The organism is Chitinophaga deserti (genome assembly GCF_003149455.1).
GTDB classification, from domain to species: Bacteria; Bacteroidota; Bacteroidia; order Chitinophagales; family Chitinophagaceae; genus Chitinophaga; species Chitinophaga deserti.
Map to the genome: position 1 here is coordinate 438,000 of NZ_QFFK01000003.1, position 22,627 is coordinate 460,626.

The window sequence follows — 22,627 nt, forward strand, 5'->3', positions numbered from 1 at the left end:
ATACACACCCTACTCTACTCTACTCTACTCTACTCTACTTTCCACACATACTTCTCCCTTTCCACTCCGTTATCCGGAATGTTTCATAAAACAAGCAGCCAGACCGTTCCAGCCGGCTACTTGTTTGGTATCATATTCGTTTGAATAATTGTTGCTTTAGAATGGCAGCTCTTCCGCTTCGTCCGCATGCATGGATGCTGGCAACGTAACTGCTTCACCTCCATCTCCTGCCCCCTCTGCCGCTGGTTTGTGTTCCGGACGCGGGCCGTGTGGCAGCAGCGCCATGTTCTTCACCAGCATTTTCAACGCACAGGCAGGTGCCCCAGTTTGTGTTGTGTACATGTCCAGATAAGGTGTACCCTCCACATACACCAGCGTACCCTGCAGCAGGTAAGGCCCTACATTCCGCGGTTGCCAGAATGCACATTCCACCCAGATGGTTCTTTCCTGAACTACACCCTGCGGATTCTTGAAACGTTCATTGTGTGCCACACTGAAATTTAACACCTGCTTACCTTTCACTTCATGTAAAACGGCATTCTTGCCCAGATGTCCGATTAATTCAAGCTTAATCATTGTACTTCCGATTTTAGGTTAACAATTAAAAAAAGTTGGCGGTGCGAATAAGTAGAAGTAGTAATGCGTAACGGTTAACAACAAAAGCAATATAAATAATTTTGGTATGCAAAAAATTATTTCCGCTTATTTCCTTTCATGTGGCTAACTTTGCACCAGAATCAGAGCCCGCGCTTTTCACTGCGGCCTCTTTTCACCTCGGGGTGCCTTACTATCAGGCTGAGATCAAACCCGTTGAACCTGACCAGGTAATGCTGGTAAGGAAAGGTAAGCAGCACTTTTTCCTACTTACCTGTTTTTATTGCGATAGTACACCGGTGCGGCCATAATGGCTCCGCTCCGCTATTGGACATGAACTTTAAACAAAGTCTTAAAACAGGACCGATCATGAAACATCTGATGCTCTTTGCCCTGATCTGCTGCACCCTTGCCGCACAGGCCCAAAGATCGATCTCCGGAACCGCTTCCGACCGCCGTACCGGCCAACCACTCAATGGCGCCACTATATCCGTACTGAACGGCCCTTCCGTGACCACCAACGCTTCCGGAAAGTACATTCTGCCGCTCCCTAAACACCAGCCCGCCATCATCCAGGCCAGCTTCATCGGATATGCCTCCCAGAGAGATACACTCCGCCCCGGTACCGCCACCTTCGACTTTGCCCTCACCGAAACAGGCCTCTTTGTAAAGCCTGTGGAAGTGACCAGTACCCGTGCCGGCGCCAATGCCCCTTTCACCAAATCGGAACTCCGCCGCGAAGAGATCGCACGGCAGAACCTCGGGCAGGATCTCCCCCTCCTGCTCAACCAGCTGCCTTCCGTTACCACCAGCTCTGATGCCGGCGCAGGCATTGGCTATACCAGCATGCGTGTTCGCGGGTCGGACATTACGCGTATCAATGTTACCGTCAACGGTATCCCTGTCAATGACGCAGAATCGCAGGGCACCTTTTTCGTGAATATGCCCGATTTTGCTTCCTCCGTTTCCAGCATCCAGCTGCAACGCGGTGTAGGCACCTCCACCAACGGTGCCGGTGCTTTCGGTGCTTCCCTCAACCTCTCCACCAACGAGTTCCGCGAAAAAACTTACGGCGAAGTAAATGCCACATACGGATCCTTCGACTCCTGGAAAACCACGGTTAGCGCAGGCTCCGGGCTGATCAACAATCACTTCACCGTTGACGCGCGCCTTTCCCGCATTTCCTCCAACGGGTACATCGACCGCGCGTCTTCCGATCTCAAATCTTTCTACACCTCCTTCGCATACATCGCCAATAAATCATCTCTCCGCCTCAACGTTTTCTCCGGTAAGGAAAAAACCTACCAGGCATGGACAGGCGCTACAGACGAACAGATCAAAGAAAATGGCCGCCGCTACAATCCTAACGGGAAAATGGAAAAAGGCGGGTTCTATGATAACGAAACCGACAATTACCAGCAGGATCATTATCAACTGCTGTTCAACCACGCTTTCCGCTCCAACCTGCAATTCAACGCCGCACTGCACTATACCCGCGGCCGTGGATATTATGAGAACTGGCGGGAAGATGAGTTGTACACCGATTACGGTGTTACCGGTCCTGATGTGAATGGTACACCGGCTACAGAAACTGACCTGGTACGCCAGCTGTGGCTCGACAACCATTTCTACGGCGGTGTTTTCTCCATCCGGCACGATCTCGGCAAGTTCAACTGGACGGCTGGCGGCGGCTGGAATAAATACGACGGCAAGCACTATGGTAAAGTGATCTGGGCAGAGCTGGGTGGTTTTGATAAAGATCACCGCTGGTATAACCTCGATGCATACAAAACCGACCTCAACGCTTACTGGAAAGGGGAATACGCTGTCACTAACCGGCTGAAAGTATTTGCAGACATGCAATACCGCCATGTAGGATATAAACTGAACGGTTTCCGGAAGAACCCGAATATCCGCCAGCATAAAAAATACGACTTCTACAATCCCAAAGCAGGCGCCACTTTCACGATCAACGAGCGCCAGTACATCTATGCTTCCTACGCTATCGGAAACAAAGAACCTAACCGTGATGATTTTGAAGTGGTACAGGCCGAAGCGCCCAGGCATGAAACGCTCCGCAACCTTGAAGCAGGCTATGTATGGCGTGGTGCCAACAGCAGTCTTACTGCCAATGTGTATTACATGAACTACCGCAACCAGCTGGTACTTACCGGCCGGATCAATGATGTAGGCGCATATGCCCGCACCAATATCCCCGAAAGCTACCGCCTCGGCCTTGAAGTGGAAGGACAATACACCCCCGTTTCCTGGTTTACCATACAGGCTAATGCCGCACTGAGCCGCAACCGCGTAAAAGGATTTACGGAGTACCTGGACGACTGGGATAATGGCGGCCAAACCCCTAAGCGGTACGACAACACGGAAATCTCTTTCTCTCCTTCCTTCATAAGAGGTGCTACTGCCACTTTCCGTCCGTTTAAAGGGTTTTCCGCAGATGTGGTGGAGAAGTATGTAAGCGCGCAATATCTCGATAACTCAGGGGATAAAAACCGCCGTCTCGATGCTTACGCTGTTACCGACATTCGACTCAACTACACGGTGCCGCAAAGCTTCTTCCGCGAGCTGGGCCTGCAGTTCATCGTTTATAACCTGACCGATAAATTGTATGCACCCAATGGATACACCTACGGGTACCTGGAAGGCGGCAGCATGAAAGCAACGAATAACTATTTCCCCATGGCGGGGATCAACTTCATGGCCGGAGTTAAAATCGGGCTGTAATCACCATATCCAAACCAGAACTGAAAAGCCGGCGTTCATAACGCCGGCTTTTTTTATGCCGCACGCATTTCGCCGGGAGTTTTACCGGTCCATCGTTTAAAGGCTTTAAGGAATGCGCTGGATTCATTGTAGCCCAGCATATAGGCAATGTCTTTCACGGAATGGTGGCCGGAGCGGAGGTAATCGAGCGCGAGAGCCTTACGTACTTCGTCCTGTATCTGGAGGAAAGTAATGCCTTCGTCGCGCAGTTTGCGCTGGAGGCTGCGGGCGCTGATATTGAAATTGGCGGCCACGGCTTCGAGGGAAGCAGCGTAGAGGAAGGAATTAGACAGCAGGAACTGGTAGATGCGTGCATGAAAATCCCCTGCAGGCTGCGCACCTGCCTGCAATGCATGTACCTGCTGCAGCAGTATGGTCTGTAGCTCATAATTGGCGGAAAGTATTTCCTGCTGCAGCCAGCTGTTGTCAAAAGTAATGGTGAGGTCTTTCCCCTTTTTCCGGAGCGGGCACCGGAGCACGCGTTCATACTCCCCCGTTTCTGCCACTTCGTAAGGCAATTGAGCCGATACAGGCGCTAACCGGCGCATAAGTAACCCATCCAGCTCATGCACGGAAAATACGGCTAAAAAGGGCGTTAAATGGCGAAAGGTATATGGATGCTCTTTCACTTTAGCAGGATCAGCTACGAAACAAATAGAAAACTGCTTTGCACCATGATGCACCTGCATGCGGAACATATCTGTCAGCAAGGGCGTAAGCGCACCTGCGTGGGCAATGGCTTCTCCGGCGGTGTTACTCGTCTGGATGATTTGTCCTACCACACCCAGGGCCGCCAGCTGCATGGCTTCCCCGAAGTGGAGGCCAAACTGCGGATCGGCCGTGGCATGAGCAGCGTTTTTCCATAAGCTGTTGACCTGCGCAGCGGTAAGCTTCACAATATGTCCCTGTTGTAATATCTTTTCATCGATACCCGAAAGGGAGCATAGCCGGCGTGGATCGGCACCTCGCTGGCCGGCGTAAGCCAGAAGGGCACGAATGAGTTGTTGTTGTAAGTCCTGCATGGCGGAATTTTTCACCAAAATTAGGGCGGCTGAGAGGGAAGTTACGATGGTTGTCGCAAAATGACAATGGTTTGTCGTGTCAGGATAATTCCCGGGGCGGCAGGCCGGAGTACTTTTGTTTCAACAAATCAAAACACAAACACCATGATACCTTTAACCACCACCTTACGCATTAACGGACTTTCTTCCGGCGCTACCGGCCTCCTGCTCACCATTTTCCCCGGCATGGCCGCATCGCTCTTCGGGGTAACTGCCACCCTCCCCTTCATGGCCACCGGTGTTTTCCTGGTCATCTTTGCCGCAGGGGTACTCTTCGTAGCCCAACGCCCTTCTCTTTCCGCCGTTAAATGGATTATTGCGCTGGATATCACCTGGGTAATCGGCAGCTTCCTGGCTATCGCCCTGCTTTTCTCAGCTATCTCCGGTATAGGCTCTTTACTCATTGCCGGGGTAGCCCTTTGGGTAGGCCTGATGGCTTTCCTTCAGCAAAAAGGATTACGGAGTCTGGCCACTGCGTAGTACCGCTGAAACAGAAAAAGGCCGCCTCATTTGCTGAGGCGGCCTTTTTAGTATGGTAATAATGTGTTCCTTATTTCACCAGCGCATCAATTGCTGCATGTACATTGCTAAAGGGGAACCCTGCAATGACGGCTTCCATTTGTGCCTTAACAGCTTCGTTCTGCAGGTTACCGATACTGCCCTCGTGGGTATGGCGGATGTCTGTATCCGGCTCAAACTTACCGCTTTCTATATCGAGGCCCACTTGCTTGTAAGCTTCACGGAAAGGGGTGCCTTCCAGCACCAGGCGGTTCACCACTTCTACGCTGAAGAGGTAGCGGTACTTTTCGTCTTTCAGGATATCTTCCTTAATCCGGATGTTTTCAAGCATGAGGCGGCTCATGCGGAGGCAATCGCGGAGGGTGGAGAATGCGGGGAAGAGATTTTCTTTCAGCAGCTGCAGATCGCGGTGGTAGCCGGAGGGCAGGTTCACCGTCATCATAGCAATCTCATTTGGCAGTGCCTGCAGCTTGTTGCAATGTGAGCGGATCAGTTCCCATACATCGGGGTTCTTTTTATGTGGCATAATGCTGGAACCTGTCGTAAGCTCATCTGGGAAACCAATGAAACCGAAGTTCTGGTTCATGAACAGTGTGGCATCCATCGCCATTCTGCTCACGGTAGCAGCGATACCGGCAAGTGCAAATGCTACCAGTTTCTCTGTTTTACCACGGCCCATCTGTGCATACACCACATTATAGTTCAGGGCTTCAAAGCCCAGGAGCTTCGTAGTCATGGTACGGTTCAGCGGGAAGGAAGAACCGTAGCCTGCAGCGGAACCCAGCGGGTTCTTGTTCACTACACGATAAGCGCCCTGCAGCATAATCAGATCATCTACCAGGCTTTCGGCATAAGCACCAAACCACAGGCCGAACGAGCTGGGCATGGCGATCTGCAGATGGGTGTAGCCCGGCAGCAGGGTATTCTTATATTGTTCGCTCTGCGTTTGCAGCAGGTCGAATAATTGTTTGGTTTCGTTTACGATGCCTTCCAGCTCATGGCGGAGAAAAAGCTTCAGATCTACCAGCACCTGATCGTTACGGGAACGACCGCTGTGAATCTTTTTGCCGGACTCGCCCACACGGCGTGTAAGCAGCAGCTCCACCTGTGAGTGAATATCCTCCACACCATCTTCCAGCACAAAATTCCCTTCTGCGATTTCGCGGTAAATCTTTTTCAGCTCTGCCTGTAATACAGCCAGGTCTTCTGCCGGCAGCAGTCCTACAGACTCCAGCATGGCAATGTGCGCCAGCGATCCCAGCACATCGAAAGGTGCAAGGTAGGCGTCCATTTCACGGTCGCGGCCTACGGTAAACTGCTCTACCGAAGCGAGGGAGGCTTTATCTTTCTGCCAAAGTTTCATACTCATTCCTTTTTTAAAAATCATACTTGCCGAAAATCCGCTCGCGGATGTCAGGCCATTCTTCCCGGAGGATGCTGAAATACACAGAATTGCGTAAATGCCCCGTCCAGGTGATCATGTGTTTCCGCAAAATGCCTTCCTGCGTACATCCTATGGCGAGCATGGCATTGCGGGATTTCTCGTTGCGTTCATCGGTTTTCAGCTCTACCCTGTTCAGGCCCCATGTCTCAAATGCATATTGCAGCATAGCGAATTTCATGGCACGGTTGAGGCCGGTGCGCTGAAAGTCGGGATGGATCCAGGTATATCCTATTTCTGCACGCTTATTACTTTCAGAGATGGCGGCGAAACGGGTGCTTCCGGCAACACGGCCGTTCTGCTTGTCTACCACCGTAAACGGTATAGATTGTCCATTTTCCCTTTCCTTCAATGCAGTCTTTATATAACCTTCAAGCTCTGCCCTGTCGCGGATAGCGGTAGAACCCACTGTCCACATCTCTGGAACGAGCGCCACTTCCAGCAGGCTGTCCAGATCAGTTATCTCCAGCGGCCGGAGCAATACACGTTTATTTTCAAGCGTCAGCTTTTCCATATCCGCTAATTTACACCATTCACGACAGACAGCAGGCGGATGTATGTATCTATGCCCGCGCGTATCTCGTCGAGGTAAATGAATTCATCTGCCGTATGGGAGCGGGCACTATCGCCCGGACCCACCTTTACCGAAGTGGCGGGTATAAGCGCCTGATCGGATGTAGTGGGTGAGCCATACAGTTGCTTCCCCATTCCAATCCCTGCCTGTACCAGCGGGTGTTCAACTGGAATAAAGGAAGGGCGCATTCGCATGGAGCGGGGCTTCACATCGCATCGCACATTGGCGCGGATGGTTTCCAGCATTTCTTCGAGGGTATACTGATCAGTAGCCCGCACATCTACCACAAAGGCACATTCTGCAGGCACCACATTGTGTGCTTTATTGGATGTTTGTATCACGGTTACACTCATCTTTACCGGTCCCAGCGTTTCGCTCACATTGGGGAAGCGGTAGTTCCGGAACCATTGGATATCGTCGAGTGCATGATAAAGTGCATTATCCCCTTCATCCCGTGCTGCGTGGCCTGCTTTACCATGTGCAATACAATCGAGTACCATCAGTCCCTTTTCGGCTACTGCCAGGTCGGTTTTGGTAGGCTCTCCCACGATGGCAAAATCGATCACCGGCAACAGGGGCAGCACGCTTTCGATGCCGTTGACACCACTGATCTCTTCTTCCGCTGTAGCAGCGATGGCGATGTTGTAAGGCAGGTTCTCCGCTTCATAGAAATGGAGGAACGCTGCTATGAGGCTTACCAGGCATCCGCCGGCGTCGTTGGAACCGAGGCCGTACAGCTTACCGTCTTCCACTGCGGGCTCAAACGGATCGCGGGTATATTGCGGGTTAGGCTTAACAGTATCGTGGTGGGAATTGAGAAGGATGGTAGGCTTTGCCGGATTGAAGTGCCGGTTGAGTGCCCATATGTTATTGAGGTGGCGGTTATATTTCACTCCGTGTGCTTCCATGAAAGCAGCCAGCACCGCCGCAGTACCGTCTTCCTCTTTACTGATGGAAGGCGTGGCGATGAGTGTTTTCAGGAGCTGTACGGCGTCTTCATAGCGTTGTTGATTCCACATATAGTCAGCATATTAAGGTGCCGGCTACTGCTTCGGTAGTGTTTCTGCGAAGGTCGTCGGCATGGCCGATCAGCACTTCTTTCACTCCGTTGTCAATAGCCGAAAAGGCATTCTCCAGTTTAGGGAGGATGCCGTCGGAAAGTGCCCCGGCAGCCATCAGCTCCTGGTACACTTCCTGGTTGATCAGGTTGATCACCGAATCATCGTCGTTTGCATCGCGGAGTACTCCTTTCTTTTCGAAACAGAAAATGAGGCGTACATCATAATGTGCGGCCAGAGCCACGGCAAGCGAAGAAGCAATGGTATCGGCGTTGGTATTGAGTATCTGCCCTTTACCATCATGCGTAAGCGGAGACATGACGGGGGTAAGGCCTGCATCCAGCAGCAGCTGCAGCGGTGCAGTATTTACACTACCGGCTGGTACATCGCCTACAAAACCGTAGTCGATATCTTTCACCGGGCGCTTTACTGCAGGGATGATGTTGGCATCTGCACCAGTGAGGCCGATGGCGTTGGCTCCAAGCGATTGCAGCCTGGCTACGATCTGTTTGTTGACAAGTCCGCCATACACCATGGTCACCACGTCTACCGTTTCCGCATCGGTGATACGGCGGCCGTTCACATATTTGGATTCGATGCCCAGCTTGTCTCCTATCCGCGTAGCGATTTTACCGCCTCCGTGGATGAGGATCTTACGGCCGGATACCTGTGCGAGATCGGCCAGGAATTTATCAAGGAGGGCGGGATTGTCGATGACATTCCCGCCCACTTTCACTACAAATACTTTTTCTTTCGCAGCCATCAGCGGTTTTTTAAGATTTCACTGATCACAGCCTGTGCAGCCCAGGTACGGTTGCCCGCTTCAGGGATTACGATAGACTGCGGCCCGTCCAGCACTTCATCAGCGATCACCACATTACGGCGAACGGGCAGGCAGTGCATGACTTTGGCGGTGTTGGTATTTTTCAGGGTATCGTTGGTCACCATCCAGGCAGGGTCGGAATTGAGGATCTTGCCATAGTCGGTGTACGACGACCAGTTTTTCACATACACGAAATCGGCGCCTTCCAGAGCTTCTTCCTGGTTGTGGAAGATCTGCGCTTTACCGGCAAATTTCGGATCCAGCTCATAGCCTTCGGGATGTGCGATGGAGAAATCAACTTCATCCCAGGCGTTCATCCACTGCGCGAAGGAATTGGGAACTGCCTGCGGAAGGGCTTTTACGTGGGGGGCCCACGTCATTACCACTTTCGGTTTCCGTGGCTGTTTCCATTGTTCGCGGATGGTGATGGCATCGGTAAGGCTCTGCAAAGGATGCAGGGTAGCGCTTTCCAGACTGATCACCGGTTTACCCGCGTACTTGATGAACTGGTTGATGTATTTTTCGGTGTAGTCTTCTTCCTTATTCTTCAAACCGGGAAAGGTGCGGATGGAGAGGATATCGAAATACTGTCCCATCACGGCGGCAGCTTCCTTCACATGTTCGGTGGTATTGCCGTTCATAACAACGCCATCGTTCATTTCCAGTGCCCAACCTTCCTTATCGATATTAAACACGACCACTTCCATACCCAGGTTCCTGGCGGCCACCTGTGTGGAGAGGCGGGTGCGGAGACTGGGGTTCAGGAATATCATGCCCAGCGTTTTATTTTCGCCCAGGCCCTTGTCTTTAAAAGGGCTGTTTTTGTAGCCCATAGCGATGTCCACCATTTGTGGCACGCCGGGAACATCCGCAACGGAAATAAACTGTTTCATTAAGCGTGTACCGGTTTTAAAGCTTGTTTGAATGAGGTTAAGAATTGATCTGCCTGATCTTTCGTAAGAGCCAGTGAAGGCAGGAGGCGGATCACGTTCGGCTTTGCTTCGCCGGTAAAGATCTTGTATTTAAAGAGCAATTCTTTCTTTACATGTGCCAGTTCTTCCGGCAGCTCGATCCCGATCATCAGGCCCTTGCCTCTTACTTCCTTCACTTCGGGGAACTTCTTCAGTTCTTCCATAAGGTAGTTACCTACTGCTTCCGCATTGGCGATGAGGTTTTCCTTTTCAATCACTTCCAGTACAGCGAGTGCTGCCGCGCAGGCCAGGTGATTACCACCGAAAGTGGTGCCCAGCATACCGTAGGAAGGTTTGAATTTGGGAGCGATGATGATGCCCCCGATAGGGAAACCGTTGCCCATGCCTTTTGCCATAGTATAGATGTCGGCATTAACACCGGCATGATCGTGGCTGAAGAATTTACCGCTTCTGCCGTAACCGCACTGAACGGAGTCGGCGATGAATACGGCATTATGCTGATCACAAAGACTCCGGATCTTTTGCAGGAATGCAGGAGAAGCTACGTTGATGCCACCCACGCCCTGAATACCTTCGATGATTACGGACGATACTTCGTGTTCTTTGAAAGCGGCTTCCAGTGCAGCGAGATCTTCCCAGGGGAGGAACACTACATTGTCCGTCTCATTCACCGGCGCTACGATCTTCGGATTATCGGTTGCCGCTACTGCCAGTGAAGTACGGCCGTGGAAAGCTTTCTTAAAAGCAATGATCTTCTTTTTACCGTTGTAGAACGAAGCGAGTTTCAGCGCATTCTCATTCGCTTCCGCACCGGAGTTCACCAGAAACAGCTGATAGTCTTCTTTTCCGGAAATCTTGCCCAGCTTCTCCGCCAGCTGTTGCTGCAGGGGAATGTGGATGGAGTTGGAATAGAACCCCACTTTGCTGAGCTGATCCGTCAGCCGCTGCACATAATGCGGGTGCGTGTGACCGATGGAGATCACGGCATGGCCGCCGTAAAGGTCCAGGTACTGCTGCCCTTTATCGTCCCACACATGTGAGCCGAGTGCTTTGGTGATGGTAATATCGTTAACCGGATATACGTCGAATAATTGCATGACTAGTTGTTTTGACTTGTTAGAATACGATGGATTTCAGTTTGAGTCCGGCCGTTTCTTCGAGGCCGAGCATCAGGTTCATATTCTGGACTGCCTGTCCGGAGGCGCCTTTAACCAGGTTGTCTTCGATGGAGTGGATCACCAGTTTATTATCCTGCTTTTCCAGCTGTACGAGTACTTTATTGGTATTCACGACCTGCTTGAGGTCTATCTGTTTGCGGCTGACATGGGTGAAGGGGTGGCCTTCGTAATACGCTTCATACAGGGCGTAGGCTTCGTCGAGCGACAGTGAGCAGTCCAGATAGGAGGTGATCCAAATGCCGCGCGGAAAATCGCCACGCACCGGCACAAAGTGAACGCCTCCTCCGAAAGCAGGCTGTATGGCCTGCAGGGTTCGTCGTATTTCTTTCAGGTGCTGGTGTTGCAGTACTTTGTAGGTAGATATGTTATTGGCCCTCCAGGTGAAGTGGGAAGTGGCCTGCAGGCTTTGCCCGGCGCCCGTGGAACCGGTAATGCCTGTGGTATGCACTTCTGTCAGCAGTCCTGCTTTCGCCAGGGGCAGCAGGCCCAGCTGAATAGCCGTGGCAAAGCAACCGGGGTTGGCGATATTGGATGCCTGTTTGATGGCATCGCGATTAGCTTCGGGAAGGCCGTATACGAATGCTCTGCCGTTCACGGTTTCGCCCAGCCTGAAATCCTGGCTGAGGTCTACCACTTTCACGGAAGCAGCGATATCGTTCTGTTCGAGGAACTTCTTTGATTCGCCATGGCCGAGGCAAAGGAAAAGCACATCCACGGTGTTATCGATCTCACCGGTAAATACCAAATCGGTTTCACCAAGGAGATCACCGTGAACGGCATGGAGCGGATTGCCCACATTACTGCGGGAATGTACAAATGCCAGTTCCACATCGGGATGGTTGAGCAGCAGCCGGATGGCTTCGCCGCCCGTATATCCTGCCCCACCAATAATGCCTGCCTTTCTCGTTTTCATGCCTTTATTTTTTGTTGGATTCGTTCACCTGGTTCCAGATCATCGTCTGGTTACCAAAAATCTTAGAGAAGCCTCTTACATCATCACCGCTCCATCCGCTGTTCATTTCGCCATACTTGCCGAACTTGCTGCTCATGAGGTCGTATGCAGACTCAATACCAGTTACCTGGAAACGGTAAGGCATGAGGTTTACGAATACTTTACCGGTTACGTTAGCCTGGCTGTGTTCGAGGTAAGCCTCGATGTCGCGCATAACGGGGTCGAGGATCTGGCCTTCGTGCATCCAGTTACCGTAGAAGGTAGCCAGCTGATCTTTCCAGGTAAGCTGCCATTTGCTCAGCACATGCTTTTCGAGGGCATGGTGTGCTTTGAGGATCACCATGGGAGCGGCGGCTTCGAAGCCTACGCGGCCTTTGATACCGATGATGGTATCCCCCACATGGATGTCGCGGCCAATGGCGAATGCACCGGCAATAGATTGCAGGTATACGATCGCATCGGTAGGGTGAGAGAATTGTTTATCGTTCACACCGGTCAGTTCGCCTTTCTCGAAAGTAAGGGTAACCTGCTCGGGGGTGTTATTGGTCAGTTGGGTAGGCCATGCTTCTTCCGGGAGCATGCCATTGGAGGTGAGTGTTTCCTTACCGCCAACGGAGGTACCCCAGATACCTTTATTGATGGAGTACATGGCTTTGGCGAAATTCATTTCCACGCCTTTGGCCTGGAGGTAAGCGATTTCTTCTTCGCGGCTGAGTTTAAGGTCGCGGATGGGTGTGATGATCTCTACACCGGGGATCATGATGTGGAAGATCATATCGAACCGCACCTGGTCGTTACCGGCGCCGGTAGAACCATGCGCAACGGCATCGGCACCTACTTCCTTCACGTACTCGGCAATGGCGAGGGCCTGGCTCATACGCTCGGCGCTTACGCTGAGGGGGTAGGTATTGTTTTTAAGAACGTTACCAAATACGAGGTAGCGGATCACTTTATCATAATAAGAGCGAACCGCATCTACTGTCTTGTGACTTTTCACACCCAGACTGTAGGCGCGTTTCTCGATCTCCTGCAATTCCTCTGCAGTAAAACCGCCCGTATTCACGATCACTGAATGCACTTCATAACCTTTCTCTTCGGACAGGTATTTAACGCAATACGATGTATCAAGTCCTCCGCTGAAACCCAGTACAACTTTTCTCATGGTAATTTTTGCTTGTATTTGGTAGTTCGTAAATAGTTTAAAAATTGGTTTAGAGCCATCCGAAGAAGAATCTCTTCCTGGAGGCTCCGGCGCCGCTGCCGCCTGATTTGCGTGCTGCTTTCAGCAAGATGTACTTTTTATACCGCATCCACCGCTCAAAGAGGGAAAAGTTTCCTTTAAATTTCCGTTTCCGGGCATGGGGCTCCACAGCTACTGCTGCTGCGGTTGCAGCGGGCGGTACCTGCTGGGCTGCCAGCAGTTTGGCGGCTCTTTCCTCAATTTCCTTCGCCTTCTCCACAGGATCGTAGAGCATGGCGGTGCAGAGGCAGTTTTTCCGGTTCTTGGACATGAGCACTTCGTAGTTCACACAGCTGCGGCAGCCTTTCCAGAACTCCTCATCATCAGTGAGTTCGGAATAGGTTACCGGTTCATATCCCAGGTCGGAGTTGATTTTCATAACTGCGAGGCCGGTAGTGAGGCCGAAGATCTTGGCATCGGGGTATTTGGTGCGCGACAATTCAAAGATCTTCTCTTTGATAGCCTTGGCTACACCATGCCCGCGGAAGGCAGGGTTCACGATGAGGCCGGAGTTGGCAACGAATTTTTCGTGCCCCCAGGCTTCTATATAGCAAAACCCTACCCATTCCCCAGCTTTGGTGAGCGCGATAACGGCCTTTCCTTCGTCCATTTTCAGCTGCACATATTCCGGGGAACGTTTGGCAATGCCCGTTCCACGCGCTTTGGCAGAAGCCTCCATCTCATCGGTGATGGTGGTGGCATAATGCTTATCATCGGCAGATGCTGCCCGAACGATGATATCTTTATTTTCCAACTTTTTACAATTGAAAATTGTGATGCAATAAATTAATTGAGTATTCCCATTACCGGGACAGGCCCATAACAGTAGTTATGGAAGGGTTACACGACCGGGGTGGCCGCTATCAAATACGAGGTCGTCGGGAAAGGTATCTAAAGACAGGAAACCCAATAGCATGAACACCCTCTTCGAGAGAAGGGTGAAAAGCGAATATGTTGGTATGGGTTGCGATATATTCCAACGGCAGTTCGACGTTAAATTGTGATAAAAATGTGCCTTTAGTTTTAAAGTAAATGCAAAGTTATAACATTATTACATATGCAACCGATTTTTTTTTGACTTAAAAACAAGAAGGGAAACGCAGGCCCAGCCTGTGTTTCCCTTCTCCCGTTCCGGGTGGCCGGATCAGCCTTAGAACACCTTCAATTCCCCTACCGAAACACGGGTATCCTGCGCATTGGCCGGAGCTAGAGCTACGAACTTGATATACCGGCAAGTAGCTGATGATGAAAGCTTTATGTATTGCTCAATGGGATTATTCAGAATATTGGCGAAACTCCCTTCAGATACAGGTTTCCCCCACTCCTTACCATCAGCGCTCAGGTACAGCGCGTATTTGTATACGATTCCACCATGGGTATTTGGCTGATAACCAACACCCTTAATGGTTTCTTCCCGTCCCAGATCCACCACCAGCTCTGCCGGATAGCCGTTCTCTTTAGTGGTCCAGGCACGTGGCGTAGCATCTATTGCATTATCAGCACCGGGCGTCAGCACCTTCCAGTTGGTGGGGGCAATACCGAAGATGGCATCGATCACTACACTGCTGCGCTTCCCGTTTTCCACGAAAGCAACAGCAGATACAGTACCGGAACCAGGGAAAGAGAAAGGTTGCTCATACTTCGGCGATGCCGTTGTTGGCGCCGTTCCATCTGTAGTATAGTGTATCACAGGATCGGGTGATGCGGTTTTGATCGTCACCATCCCCGCTTTATTACGCTGAATCTCAGGATCTGAGATCAGCTCAGGCGCGCGGAACAGAGATACTTCGCTGATTACCGGGCTGGCCTTGGCATCCAGGATGCTCACACGGATGCTTTTGGCGGTAGTGAGCGGCAGGCGCAGGATGCGCTTGTAACCCACCGTTGTTTCCCGGGCTATCTCTTTCCACTCCTTGCCCTGCAGTACACTCACGGAAAACGACCGTACCCGCTGACCAAGGGGGATAAACTCCTGTACGGAAATGCGGTTGAAGGTAACCGGGCTGGCATAACTGAGGGTAATATCCCCGGTAGTTTTGCCGTCGGCAGTAGCCCAGTAGGTATTGTAATTGCCATCAGTAAGGTATACCGCGCTGGTCACAGAACTGTTTTGACGGGTATTGGTAGCAGCAACCCGCGCCTTACGGGCCAGGTTCTCCTTAAAATCCACGTCGAGAGTACGGCGCAGTTCCATCAGGCGGATAGAATCATTTTCATGGATGCGGCCGCGGCGGTCTACCGGAACATTGAGCAGCAGGTTGGCATTGCGGCCCACGGAACCATAATAGATATCGAGGAGGTGCGCCAGGCTCTTCACCTGGTTATCGGTTGTTTCACTGTAGAACCATCCCGGCCGGATGGATACATCGGCCTCTCCCGGTACCCAATGCGTACCATCTTCCTGCCCTTTATTAAGCGTTTCTGTAATACCACCCATGCCAGGCTTAAAATCTGCCCGGTTAAGTGTGCTCCAGTTGGTAACACCCGCATATCCGTTCTCGTTCCCGATCCAGCGGCAGCCGGGGCCGGCATCGCTGAAGAAGATCACGTTGGGGTGGATATTGGTAACGGTGGATTCAAAGAGGTTCCAGTCGTACACCTGCTTTTTGCCATTAGGACCTTCTCCATTGGCACCGTCGAACCACTGCTCGAACACATCGCCGTATTTGGTATGCACTTCCTTCAGCTGGTTAGCAAACACCTGGTTGTATTCAGGCGTACCATAGGCAGGGTGGTTACGGTCCCAGGGAGAGAGGTACACTCCGAAAAGGAGGCCATACTCTTTGCAGGCGGCAGAAAGTTCGGCCAGCACATCGCCCTTCCCGTTCTTCCAGGCGCTTTCGCGTACGGTATGTTTACTGTATTCGCTGGGCCACAGGCAGAAGCCATCGTGGTGCTTGGCGGTAATGATGATCCCTTTCATACCGGCGAGTTTGGCGGTGCGTGCCCACTGGCGGGCATCCAGCTCAGTAGGATTGAAAACCTTAGGATCTTCGTCACCATGCCCCCATTCCTTATCCGTAAAGGTATTCGGCCCAAAGTGGATGAACATATAATATTCCAGCTGCTGCCATTTCACCTGTGCATTCGAAGGCAAGGCGCCTACCGGTTTAATCTCCGGCTGTGCCCATGCTTTGCCCCCTGCCAGCAGGAGCGCTAAGAGAATCACTTTCTTCATATATCAGTTTGTAGACGTAAGCATCTAATATAATATCCTGCCGCTCATTAAGCGAACATTGTCAATATCATGAAAAAGAATGAGAAAATACTATAGAAACAACCCTTCCGGTTTGCCGTCCATCACACGATTGTCAAAATTCATCTACCACTGGCTCCTGAAATAAGCTGAATGCCCTACATTGTAAACCGTTACTCTTTATTCAAAACAATCGAGCAGCTATGAACAAGCACTTGCATCGCAGAAAATTTCTGCGGAATACCATGGCCGCAGGCGTAGGCCTCAGCCTCATGAACTCGCCCGCGCGGCTTTTTGCGGGCATTAAAAAAGATAAAGTAAGACTGGGACTGATCGGTGTTGGCGCCCGGGGCATTGAGCACCTGAAGCTCTGTCTTCACCGCAGCGACGTGGATGTTGTTGCCGTGGCAGATTGTGATAACGACTTCGCCATGCCACTGGTGCGTAAAGAAATCCAGGCGGCTTATGGCGCCAAGCGTAAGGTAGCAGAATACACCAACGGTCCGCACGATTACAAAAACCTCCTCAAGCGGGGCGACATCGATGCGGTGATCATCGCCACTCCCTGGGAATGGCATACCATTCAGGCAGTGGCAGCCATGAAAGCAGGGGTTACACCCGCCGTGGAAGTATGCGGCGCTGCTGACATCCAGGAGTGCTGGGAACTGGTGAACACATCCGAATCCACTGGCATCCCCGTATTTGGCATGGAAAACGTGAACTACCGCCGCGATGTGCTGGCCGTACTCAACATGGTACGCCAGGGCCTCTTTGGTGAGCTGCTCCATCTGCAGGGCGGTTACCAGCACGACCTCCGCGCTGTGAAATTCAACGACGGCAAGCAGTACTACGGCGGCGGCGTGGAGTTTGGCGATAAAGGTCTGTCGGAAGCCAAATGGCGTACCAACCACTCCGTTCACCGCAACGGCGACCTGTACCCCACCCACGGGCTGGGACCGGTTAACAACATGATCAACACCAACCGCGGTAACCGCCTCATGTCTCTCACCAGCGTGGCTACCAAAGCGCGGGGCCTGCACAAATACATTGTAGACCATCCGAACGGCGGGCCTAACCACCCCAATGCAAAAGTGGAATTTAAGCTGGGCGATGTGGTAACTACCCTCATCAAAGCCAACAATGGCGAAACCATTATGCTTTCTCACGACACCAACCTCCCCCGTCCTTACTCCCTGAACTTCCGCGTACAGGGTACTAACGGATTGTGGATGGACGATATCGATTCCATCCATATCGAAGGGAAAAGCAAGCCTCACCGCTGGGAAAAGGCAGGTGATGAGAAAGATCCTGAGAGCTATATGGGTAAGTACGACCACCCGCTGTGGAAGCGCTATGGCAACGATGCTTCCGGTGCAGGACATGGCGGTATGGACTGGTTCGTGATCAACTCCTTCATCGAATCCATTAAACGTGGTACAGATTACCAGATGGATGTTTACGACCTCGCTACCTGGTACGCAATTACTCCGCTGAGTGAGCAGAGCGTACTGGAAGGAGGCACAGTACAGTACATTCCTGACTTTACCCGTGGCAAGTGGATCAACCGCAAACCTAATTTCGCGCTGGACGGAGAATACTAATCCCGTTTAGCAACGTATACAAAAGCCCGTTCCGGATGATCCGGAACGGGCTTTTTTGCATTTCGGAAAACCCGCCGTAACGATGTTTTATTAACGACAGGACCTTCATTTCCAGCTCCCAACCGGCAAACCCGTTGCCTTAACCTGTCTGCTTTTACCCGTTCAGCATCAAATTCCGCTGCTTCAGTCAGTACATCAAGCACCTCGAAACAGGTGCAAATTCCTGTAGGGTGGTCAGAGATTACATTTACATCTAATCTGACCCTGAAGAATAGAATATCAGCCAATAAGTAAGGACCATGCGGCCTATGTAATAATGCAATCACCAGACCATACACACTGGTTGACGATTCATCGCTTCAATCTAAAAACAAACAAATGAGAAAAACGCTAAAAGGCATCCTATCGCTCTTATGCCTGTTACTCCCGCTTGTCATGCAAGCGCAAAATCAAACCGTAAAGGGACGGGTCACGGATGTGGCCGGAAACCCTCTTCCTGGTGCCAGCATTGCAGTGCAGAAAGGCCGCCAGGGTGCTGTGACGAATGCCGAAGGCCGTTTCGAGATAAACGTAGCCCCCGGCAGTAAACTTACCATCAATTTCACAGGTTACAAATCAGCAACTGTTACAGCCAACCCCGCAGAGCCGGTACATGTTGTGTTGGAAGACGACATCGCCAAACTCGATGAGGTAATTGTTACCGGTTTGGCCACAACTGTTAAAAGAAGAAACGCAGCTAACTCCGTTGCCACTATTTCCGCCAAGGAGCTGGCAGGAGCGGCTCCTGCCCAAACATTCGATGCGGCACTGAGCGGTAAGATTACCGGTGCCAACATCGTTGCCAACTCAGGCGCTCCCGGTGGCGGTCTCTCCATCAAACTGCGTGGTGTATCCTCCATCTTCGGTACCATTCAGCCACTGTTCGTTATCGACGGCATCATCGTTTCCAACCGTGCCACCTCCACCGGTATCAACGTGGTAACGGAAGCACAGGGCGGCACCAGTGCTACTTCCGGTCAGGATAACGCCGCTTCCCGTATCGCAGACATCAACCCTAACGACATTGAGAACGTTGAGATCCTGAAAGGCGCATCCGCCTCTGCCATCTATGGCTCCCAGGCGTCTGCAGGTGTGGTAATCATTACAACCAAGAAAGGCCGCTCCGGTAAAACCACGTTCCATGTAGGGCAGGACCTCGGCCTTGTAACTGCACGTAAACTGCAGGGCACCCGTATGGATCTTACTGATGCAGAGATCACTGCAAGAGGAGCCTCCTGGCCCCTTGCCACCGTACGTGCCGCCATTAACTCCGGCAAATTCTTCGATTATGAAAAAGAAGTATTCGGTGAAAAAGGATTCGCACGCAACACTACTTTCAGCATGAACGGCGGTAACGACAAAACTACCTTCCACCTGGCTACCGGCCTGAAAAAAGAAGAAGGCATTGTACGTAATACCGGCTATTCCAATGCTAACGTGCGTCTGAACCTCAATCATAAAATCTCTGATCGTGTTAAGCTCGGTTTCACCAGTTCTTATATGAACACGAATGCTGACCGTGGCCTGTTCGGTAATGAAAACTCCGGTAATACCGTGGGTTATGGCCTGATCGCCACTGCTCCCTGGATTGATCTGCATCCGAATGCGGATGGCGTATTCCCCAATCCCCGCGGTGGTGCAAACATCCTGCAAACCCTTGCTCACTCAGAAAACAGTGAAAAGGTAAACCGCATCCTTACAGGTGCCAACTTTGATGCAATCCTTCAGCAGTCTGCCACATCCACTACCCGCCTGATCGGTCGCGCTGGCCTGGATTACTATCATACCAAATCCATCGCCCTCTTCCCCGCCATGCTGTTCTTCGAAGCTGCTACAGGCGGCCGCAACATCCGTGGTAATACATATGAAATGAACACGAGCTGGGCAGGCTTCCTCGTAAACACCTTTACCCCCGGCGCCGGTAATCTTTCATTAACAACCACCGCAGGTATGACGCACGAGGCCGGCGAATACGATCAGCTGCTGAACGTAGCTTCTCAGCTCATCGGTGCAGAAACCAGTCAGGGCCAGGCAGGTGCTGTAAGAGTACAGCAAGCCCGCAGTTCATATCGTAACGACGGCCTCTTCTTTCAGGAAGAGCTGGCCTATAAGGAGTTCCTGAACCTCACGGCTGGTGTACGCCTGGATAAATCAACCAATAACGGAGACTACAAAAAATATAACCTCTACCCTAAAGCCAATGCCTCCTGGAACATCAGCAAAATGGGACAATGGAACAGCTCAATCGTTAGCGACCTTAAATTCCGTGTCGCCTACGGTGAGAGCAGCGGCTTCCCTACATTCAACAGCCGTTTCACTACCCTTACTGCCACTGCAATCGGCGGAAACGTTGGCTCCATAGGCAGCCTCACACTGGGTGATCCAAAAATCAAATCCGAACGCCAGACAGAACTGGAAGGTGGATTCGACATCAGCCTGTTCTCCGGCAAACTGAACTTTGAAGCAACTGCATATAATAAACTCATTAAAGACCTGCTGGTTGCTGCCGACTGGTATGGCTCTACCGGCTTCGTGGCCAGATGGGTGAATGGCGGTGAACTCCGCAACCGTGGTATTGAGCTCAGCCTGCGTGCTACTCCGTTCAATACCCGTAACGTTCGCTGGAACACTACCCTGAACTACTGGAAAAACCGCAGCCGTGTAATGAAACTCAACGTTCCTGCATTTGATCAGGGCGACAGCTTCGGCGCCGGCCTTGGTACTATCTGGATTGAAGAAGGTAAATCTGCCACACAGCTGGTAATCGAAAAAGCAACCGGACTGGAAGTGATCGGCGACATCGAACCCCGTTACCAGATCAGCTGGTTCAACGAAGTGAATTTCTTCAAGAACTTCACCTTCCGTGCTATGCTGCACTACAAAAACGGTAGCAACAACGTAAACCTGACCCGTTACCTCCGTGATGGTGCCCGCCTGTCGAAAGACTGGAGCGACCTCAACGACAAAGGCGTATTCATGGGCAGGGCCCGCCGTCAGAACCTGGCGCTTTACACCGAAGATGCTTCTTACCTCCGCCTCCGCGAAGTGGCGCTGTACTATCAGCTCCCCATCAAGCCCCGCGTAGTGAACAACGTAACCATCGGCGTATCAGCCAACAACTATTTCACCTGGACAAAATATAGCGGTTATGATCCTGAAGTGTCCAACTTCGGTACCACTTTCGGAACCGGTATAGACGTAGCGCCTTATGCAGCTACTAAACGCCTGCAGTTCCACCTGTCCGTGAATTTCTAAAACATAAAAGCAGTCAGAAAAATGAAACTGAAATTAGCAAGTGCAATCGCAATAATGGCAGGGTTCGGAATGCTCGCATCATGTAAGAATGAGGCCATCCCCAATCCCAATGCCCCTTCGATGGAAGAAATCATCAAGAACCCTACGCTGACACAATTGAACAGTCTTATCATCGGCACGGAAAGCAGTATGCGTAACCGGCTGGAGATTTATATAGATGCGGTAAGCGTACTGGGCAGGGAATACTACCGGCATTCCGGCTCCGATCCCCGCTGGACAGACGTGATCCTGGGTAAAGACGCCACCGTGCTTCCCGCAGGCGGTTTCTTCGCCTCCATCCCCTGGGATTCCCGCTACAACGTCGTTAAAAACTGTAACCTGTTACTGCAGGGGATCGAAAACTCCAAGTACTTCCCCAATGCCAATGTGAAAAACGGTTACTCCGCATTCACCAAAACGATCAAAGCATACCAGCTGATGCTGATCCTGAACGGCACACACGATAATGGCATCCGGCTGGAAGTTACTGACCCATACAATCCCGGCCCGATTGTAACACGTGCTGTAGCCTTGGAGGCAATTGCCACCATGCTGAATGAAGCAGATGGACTGCTGGCCAACGCCGAATTCAGCTTCCCGCTGTCTGCCGGATTTGAAGGATTTGAAACACCCGCTAACTTCCGCAAATTCAACCGTGCCCTTGCTGCACGTGTTGCAGTTTACCGTGAACGCTGGGCCGATGCACTCACTATCCTGCCGAACAGTTTCCTCTCCATGACCGCCGGCGCCAGCCTCACCACTGGTCCCAAACACATCTACTCTCTCGGCACTAACGATCAGGTAAACGAGCTGTTCCTCCAGCAGGATAATGAAGATGAAATTCAAATGGCTCACCCATCCTATATTACTGCTATGGAAGCAGGTGACGATCGTATCGGCAAAGCGCGCCTCCGTGCAAAAGCCATTGCTTTCGAAGATCTGAGTGGTACCCATGAAATGCGCATCTTTAAAACACAGACCGACCCTATCGGTATCATCCGTAACGAGGAGCTTGTGCTGTTGTTTGCCGAAGCAAGTGCACAAACCAACGCGCTGCCTGCTGCTGCCGATGCGGTAAACTTCATTCGCACCAGCCACGGCCTCACCGCCCGGCTCGATCTGGATACAAAAGATAAACTGATCGATGAGATCCTGAAACAACGCCGCTTCTCCCTCTGGGGCGAAGGCCACAGATGGATCGATATGCGCCGCTACAACAGGCTTAACCAATTACCAGTAGACCGTACCGGTGATAAGATCTGGTCACAAATCCCCGTTCCTCTTTCAGAAAATTCCAAGTAAAACACCTCTAATCAATAATCAAAAAGACAGAAGGCTGCCAAC

17 protein-coding genes and 1 riboswitch are annotated in these 22,627 nt (G+C 51.5%); of the genes, 5 read left to right on the plus strand and 12 right to left on the minus strand.

Annotation, left to right across the window (positions count from 1 at the left end; translation table 11 throughout):
- Window positions 1-156 precede the first annotated feature (156 nt).
- Complete coding sequence (locus tag DEV76_RS09025; RefSeq protein WP_109697551.1) at window positions 157-576, minus strand: single-stranded DNA-binding protein; 420 nt, start codon at window positions 574-576, stop codon at window positions 157-159.
- Window positions 577-765: 189 nt separating this feature from the next.
- Window positions 766-858: riboswitch (TPP riboswitch) on the plus strand.
- Window positions 859-963: 105 nt separating this feature from the next.
- On the opposite strand from DEV76_RS09025, the gene DEV76_RS09030 reads away from it, so the two are divergent.
- Window positions 964-3,336: a TonB-dependent receptor gene (locus DEV76_RS09030; protein WP_109697552.1), complete on the plus strand. Its 2,373-nt coding sequence runs from the start codon at window positions 964-966 to the stop codon at window positions 3,334-3,336.
- 53 nt (window positions 3,337-3,389) lie between these two features.
- Here the strand turns inward: DEV76_RS09030 and DEV76_RS09035 are convergent, their stop codons facing one another.
- On the minus strand, window positions 3,390-4,397 hold the full coding sequence (locus DEV76_RS09035; RefSeq protein WP_109697553.1) for an AraC family transcriptional regulator: 1,008 nt from the start codon (window positions 4,395-4,397) through the stop codon (window positions 3,390-3,392).
- Between the two features lie 144 nt (window positions 4,398-4,541).
- Here DEV76_RS09035 and DEV76_RS09040 point away from each other — a divergent pair, with 144 nt between their 5' ends.
- Window positions 4,542-4,916 carry a hypothetical protein gene (locus DEV76_RS09040; protein ID WP_109697554.1) on the plus strand — a complete coding sequence of 125 codons (375 nt, stop codon included), beginning with the start codon at window positions 4,542-4,544 and terminating at the stop codon, window positions 4,914-4,916.
- A 70-nt stretch (window positions 4,917-4,986) separates the two neighbouring features.
- On the opposite strand, the gene argH is transcribed toward DEV76_RS09040, so the two are convergent.
- The 10 genes from argH to DEV76_RS09090 all read right to left on the minus strand — a co-directional run bounded on the left by argH (window position 4,987) and on the right by DEV76_RS09090 (window position 16,331).
- The gene (argH, locus tag DEV76_RS09045) at window positions 4,987-6,318 is read right to left on the minus strand and encodes an argininosuccinate lyase (RefSeq protein WP_109697729.1); all 1,332 of its coding nucleotides are present in this window, start codon (window positions 6,316-6,318) and stop codon (window positions 4,987-4,989) included.
- Window positions 6,319-6,331: 13 nt separating this feature from the next.
- Complete coding sequence (locus tag DEV76_RS09050) at window positions 6,332-6,910, minus strand: GNAT family N-acetyltransferase (RefSeq protein ID WP_109697555.1); 579 nt, start codon at window positions 6,908-6,910, stop codon at window positions 6,332-6,334.
- A gap of 5 nt (window positions 6,911-6,915) precedes the next feature.
- On the minus strand, window positions 6,916-7,989 hold the full coding sequence (locus tag DEV76_RS09055) for a M20 family metallo-hydrolase (protein ID WP_109697556.1): 1,074 nt from the start codon (window positions 7,987-7,989) through the stop codon (window positions 6,916-6,918).
- 4 nt (window positions 7,990-7,993) lie between these two features.
- Window positions 7,994-8,791 (minus strand): acetylglutamate kinase, encoded by a 798-nt coding sequence (argB, locus tag DEV76_RS09060; protein WP_109697557.1) that lies wholly within the window; start codon window positions 8,789-8,791, stop codon window positions 7,994-7,996.
- Window positions 8,791-9,744, minus strand: coding sequence for a Rossmann-fold NAD(P)-binding domain-containing protein (locus tag DEV76_RS09065; protein ID WP_109697558.1), 954 nt, complete (start codon window positions 9,742-9,744; stop codon window positions 8,791-8,793). Before DEV76_RS09065 ends, argB begins: the two co-directional genes overlap by 1 nt.
- Entirely contained in the window at window positions 9,744-10,880 is a 1,137-nt protein-coding gene (locus DEV76_RS09070) for an aspartate aminotransferase family protein (protein WP_109697559.1), read from the minus strand. Before DEV76_RS09070 ends, DEV76_RS09065 begins: the two co-directional genes overlap by 1 nt.
- Before the next feature lie 19 nt (window positions 10,881-10,899).
- Window positions 10,900-11,874, minus strand: a complete 975-nt coding sequence (gene argC / locus DEV76_RS09075; RefSeq protein WP_109697560.1) for an N-acetyl-gamma-glutamyl-phosphate reductase — start codon at window positions 11,872-11,874, stop codon at window positions 10,900-10,902.
- 4 nt (window positions 11,875-11,878) lie between these two features.
- Window positions 11,879-13,075, minus strand: a complete 1,197-nt coding sequence (argG, locus tag DEV76_RS09080) for an argininosuccinate synthase (protein WP_109697561.1) — start codon at window positions 13,073-13,075, stop codon at window positions 11,879-11,881.
- A 49-nt stretch (window positions 13,076-13,124) separates the two neighbouring features.
- On the minus strand, window positions 13,125-13,907 hold the full coding sequence (locus DEV76_RS09085; protein ID WP_232826912.1) for a GNAT family N-acetyltransferase: 783 nt from the start codon (window positions 13,905-13,907) through the stop codon (window positions 13,125-13,127).
- A 396-nt stretch (window positions 13,908-14,303) separates the two neighbouring features.
- Window positions 14,304-16,331, minus strand: coding sequence for an alpha-L-fucosidase (locus tag DEV76_RS09090; protein WP_109697562.1), 2,028 nt, complete (start codon window positions 16,329-16,331; stop codon window positions 14,304-14,306).
- Window positions 16,332-16,552: 221 nt separating this feature from the next.
- Here DEV76_RS09090 and DEV76_RS09095 point away from each other — a divergent pair, with 221 nt between their 5' ends.
- From DEV76_RS09095 to DEV76_RS09105, 3 genes are all read left to right on the plus strand, one after another.
- Window positions 16,553-17,950 carry a Gfo/Idh/MocA family protein gene (locus tag DEV76_RS09095; RefSeq protein WP_109697563.1) on the plus strand — a complete coding sequence of 466 codons (1,398 nt, stop codon included), beginning with the start codon at window positions 16,553-16,555 and terminating at the stop codon, window positions 17,948-17,950.
- Between the two features lie 378 nt (window positions 17,951-18,328).
- Entirely contained in the window at window positions 18,329-21,244 is a 2,916-nt protein-coding gene (locus tag DEV76_RS09100; protein WP_109697564.1) for a SusC/RagA family TonB-linked outer membrane protein, read from the plus strand.
- Between the two features lie 21 nt (window positions 21,245-21,265).
- Window positions 21,266-22,585, plus strand: a complete 1,320-nt coding sequence (locus DEV76_RS09105; protein WP_109697565.1) for a RagB/SusD family nutrient uptake outer membrane protein — start codon at window positions 21,266-21,268, stop codon at window positions 22,583-22,585.
- Window positions 22,586-22,627: the final 42 nt, after the last annotated feature.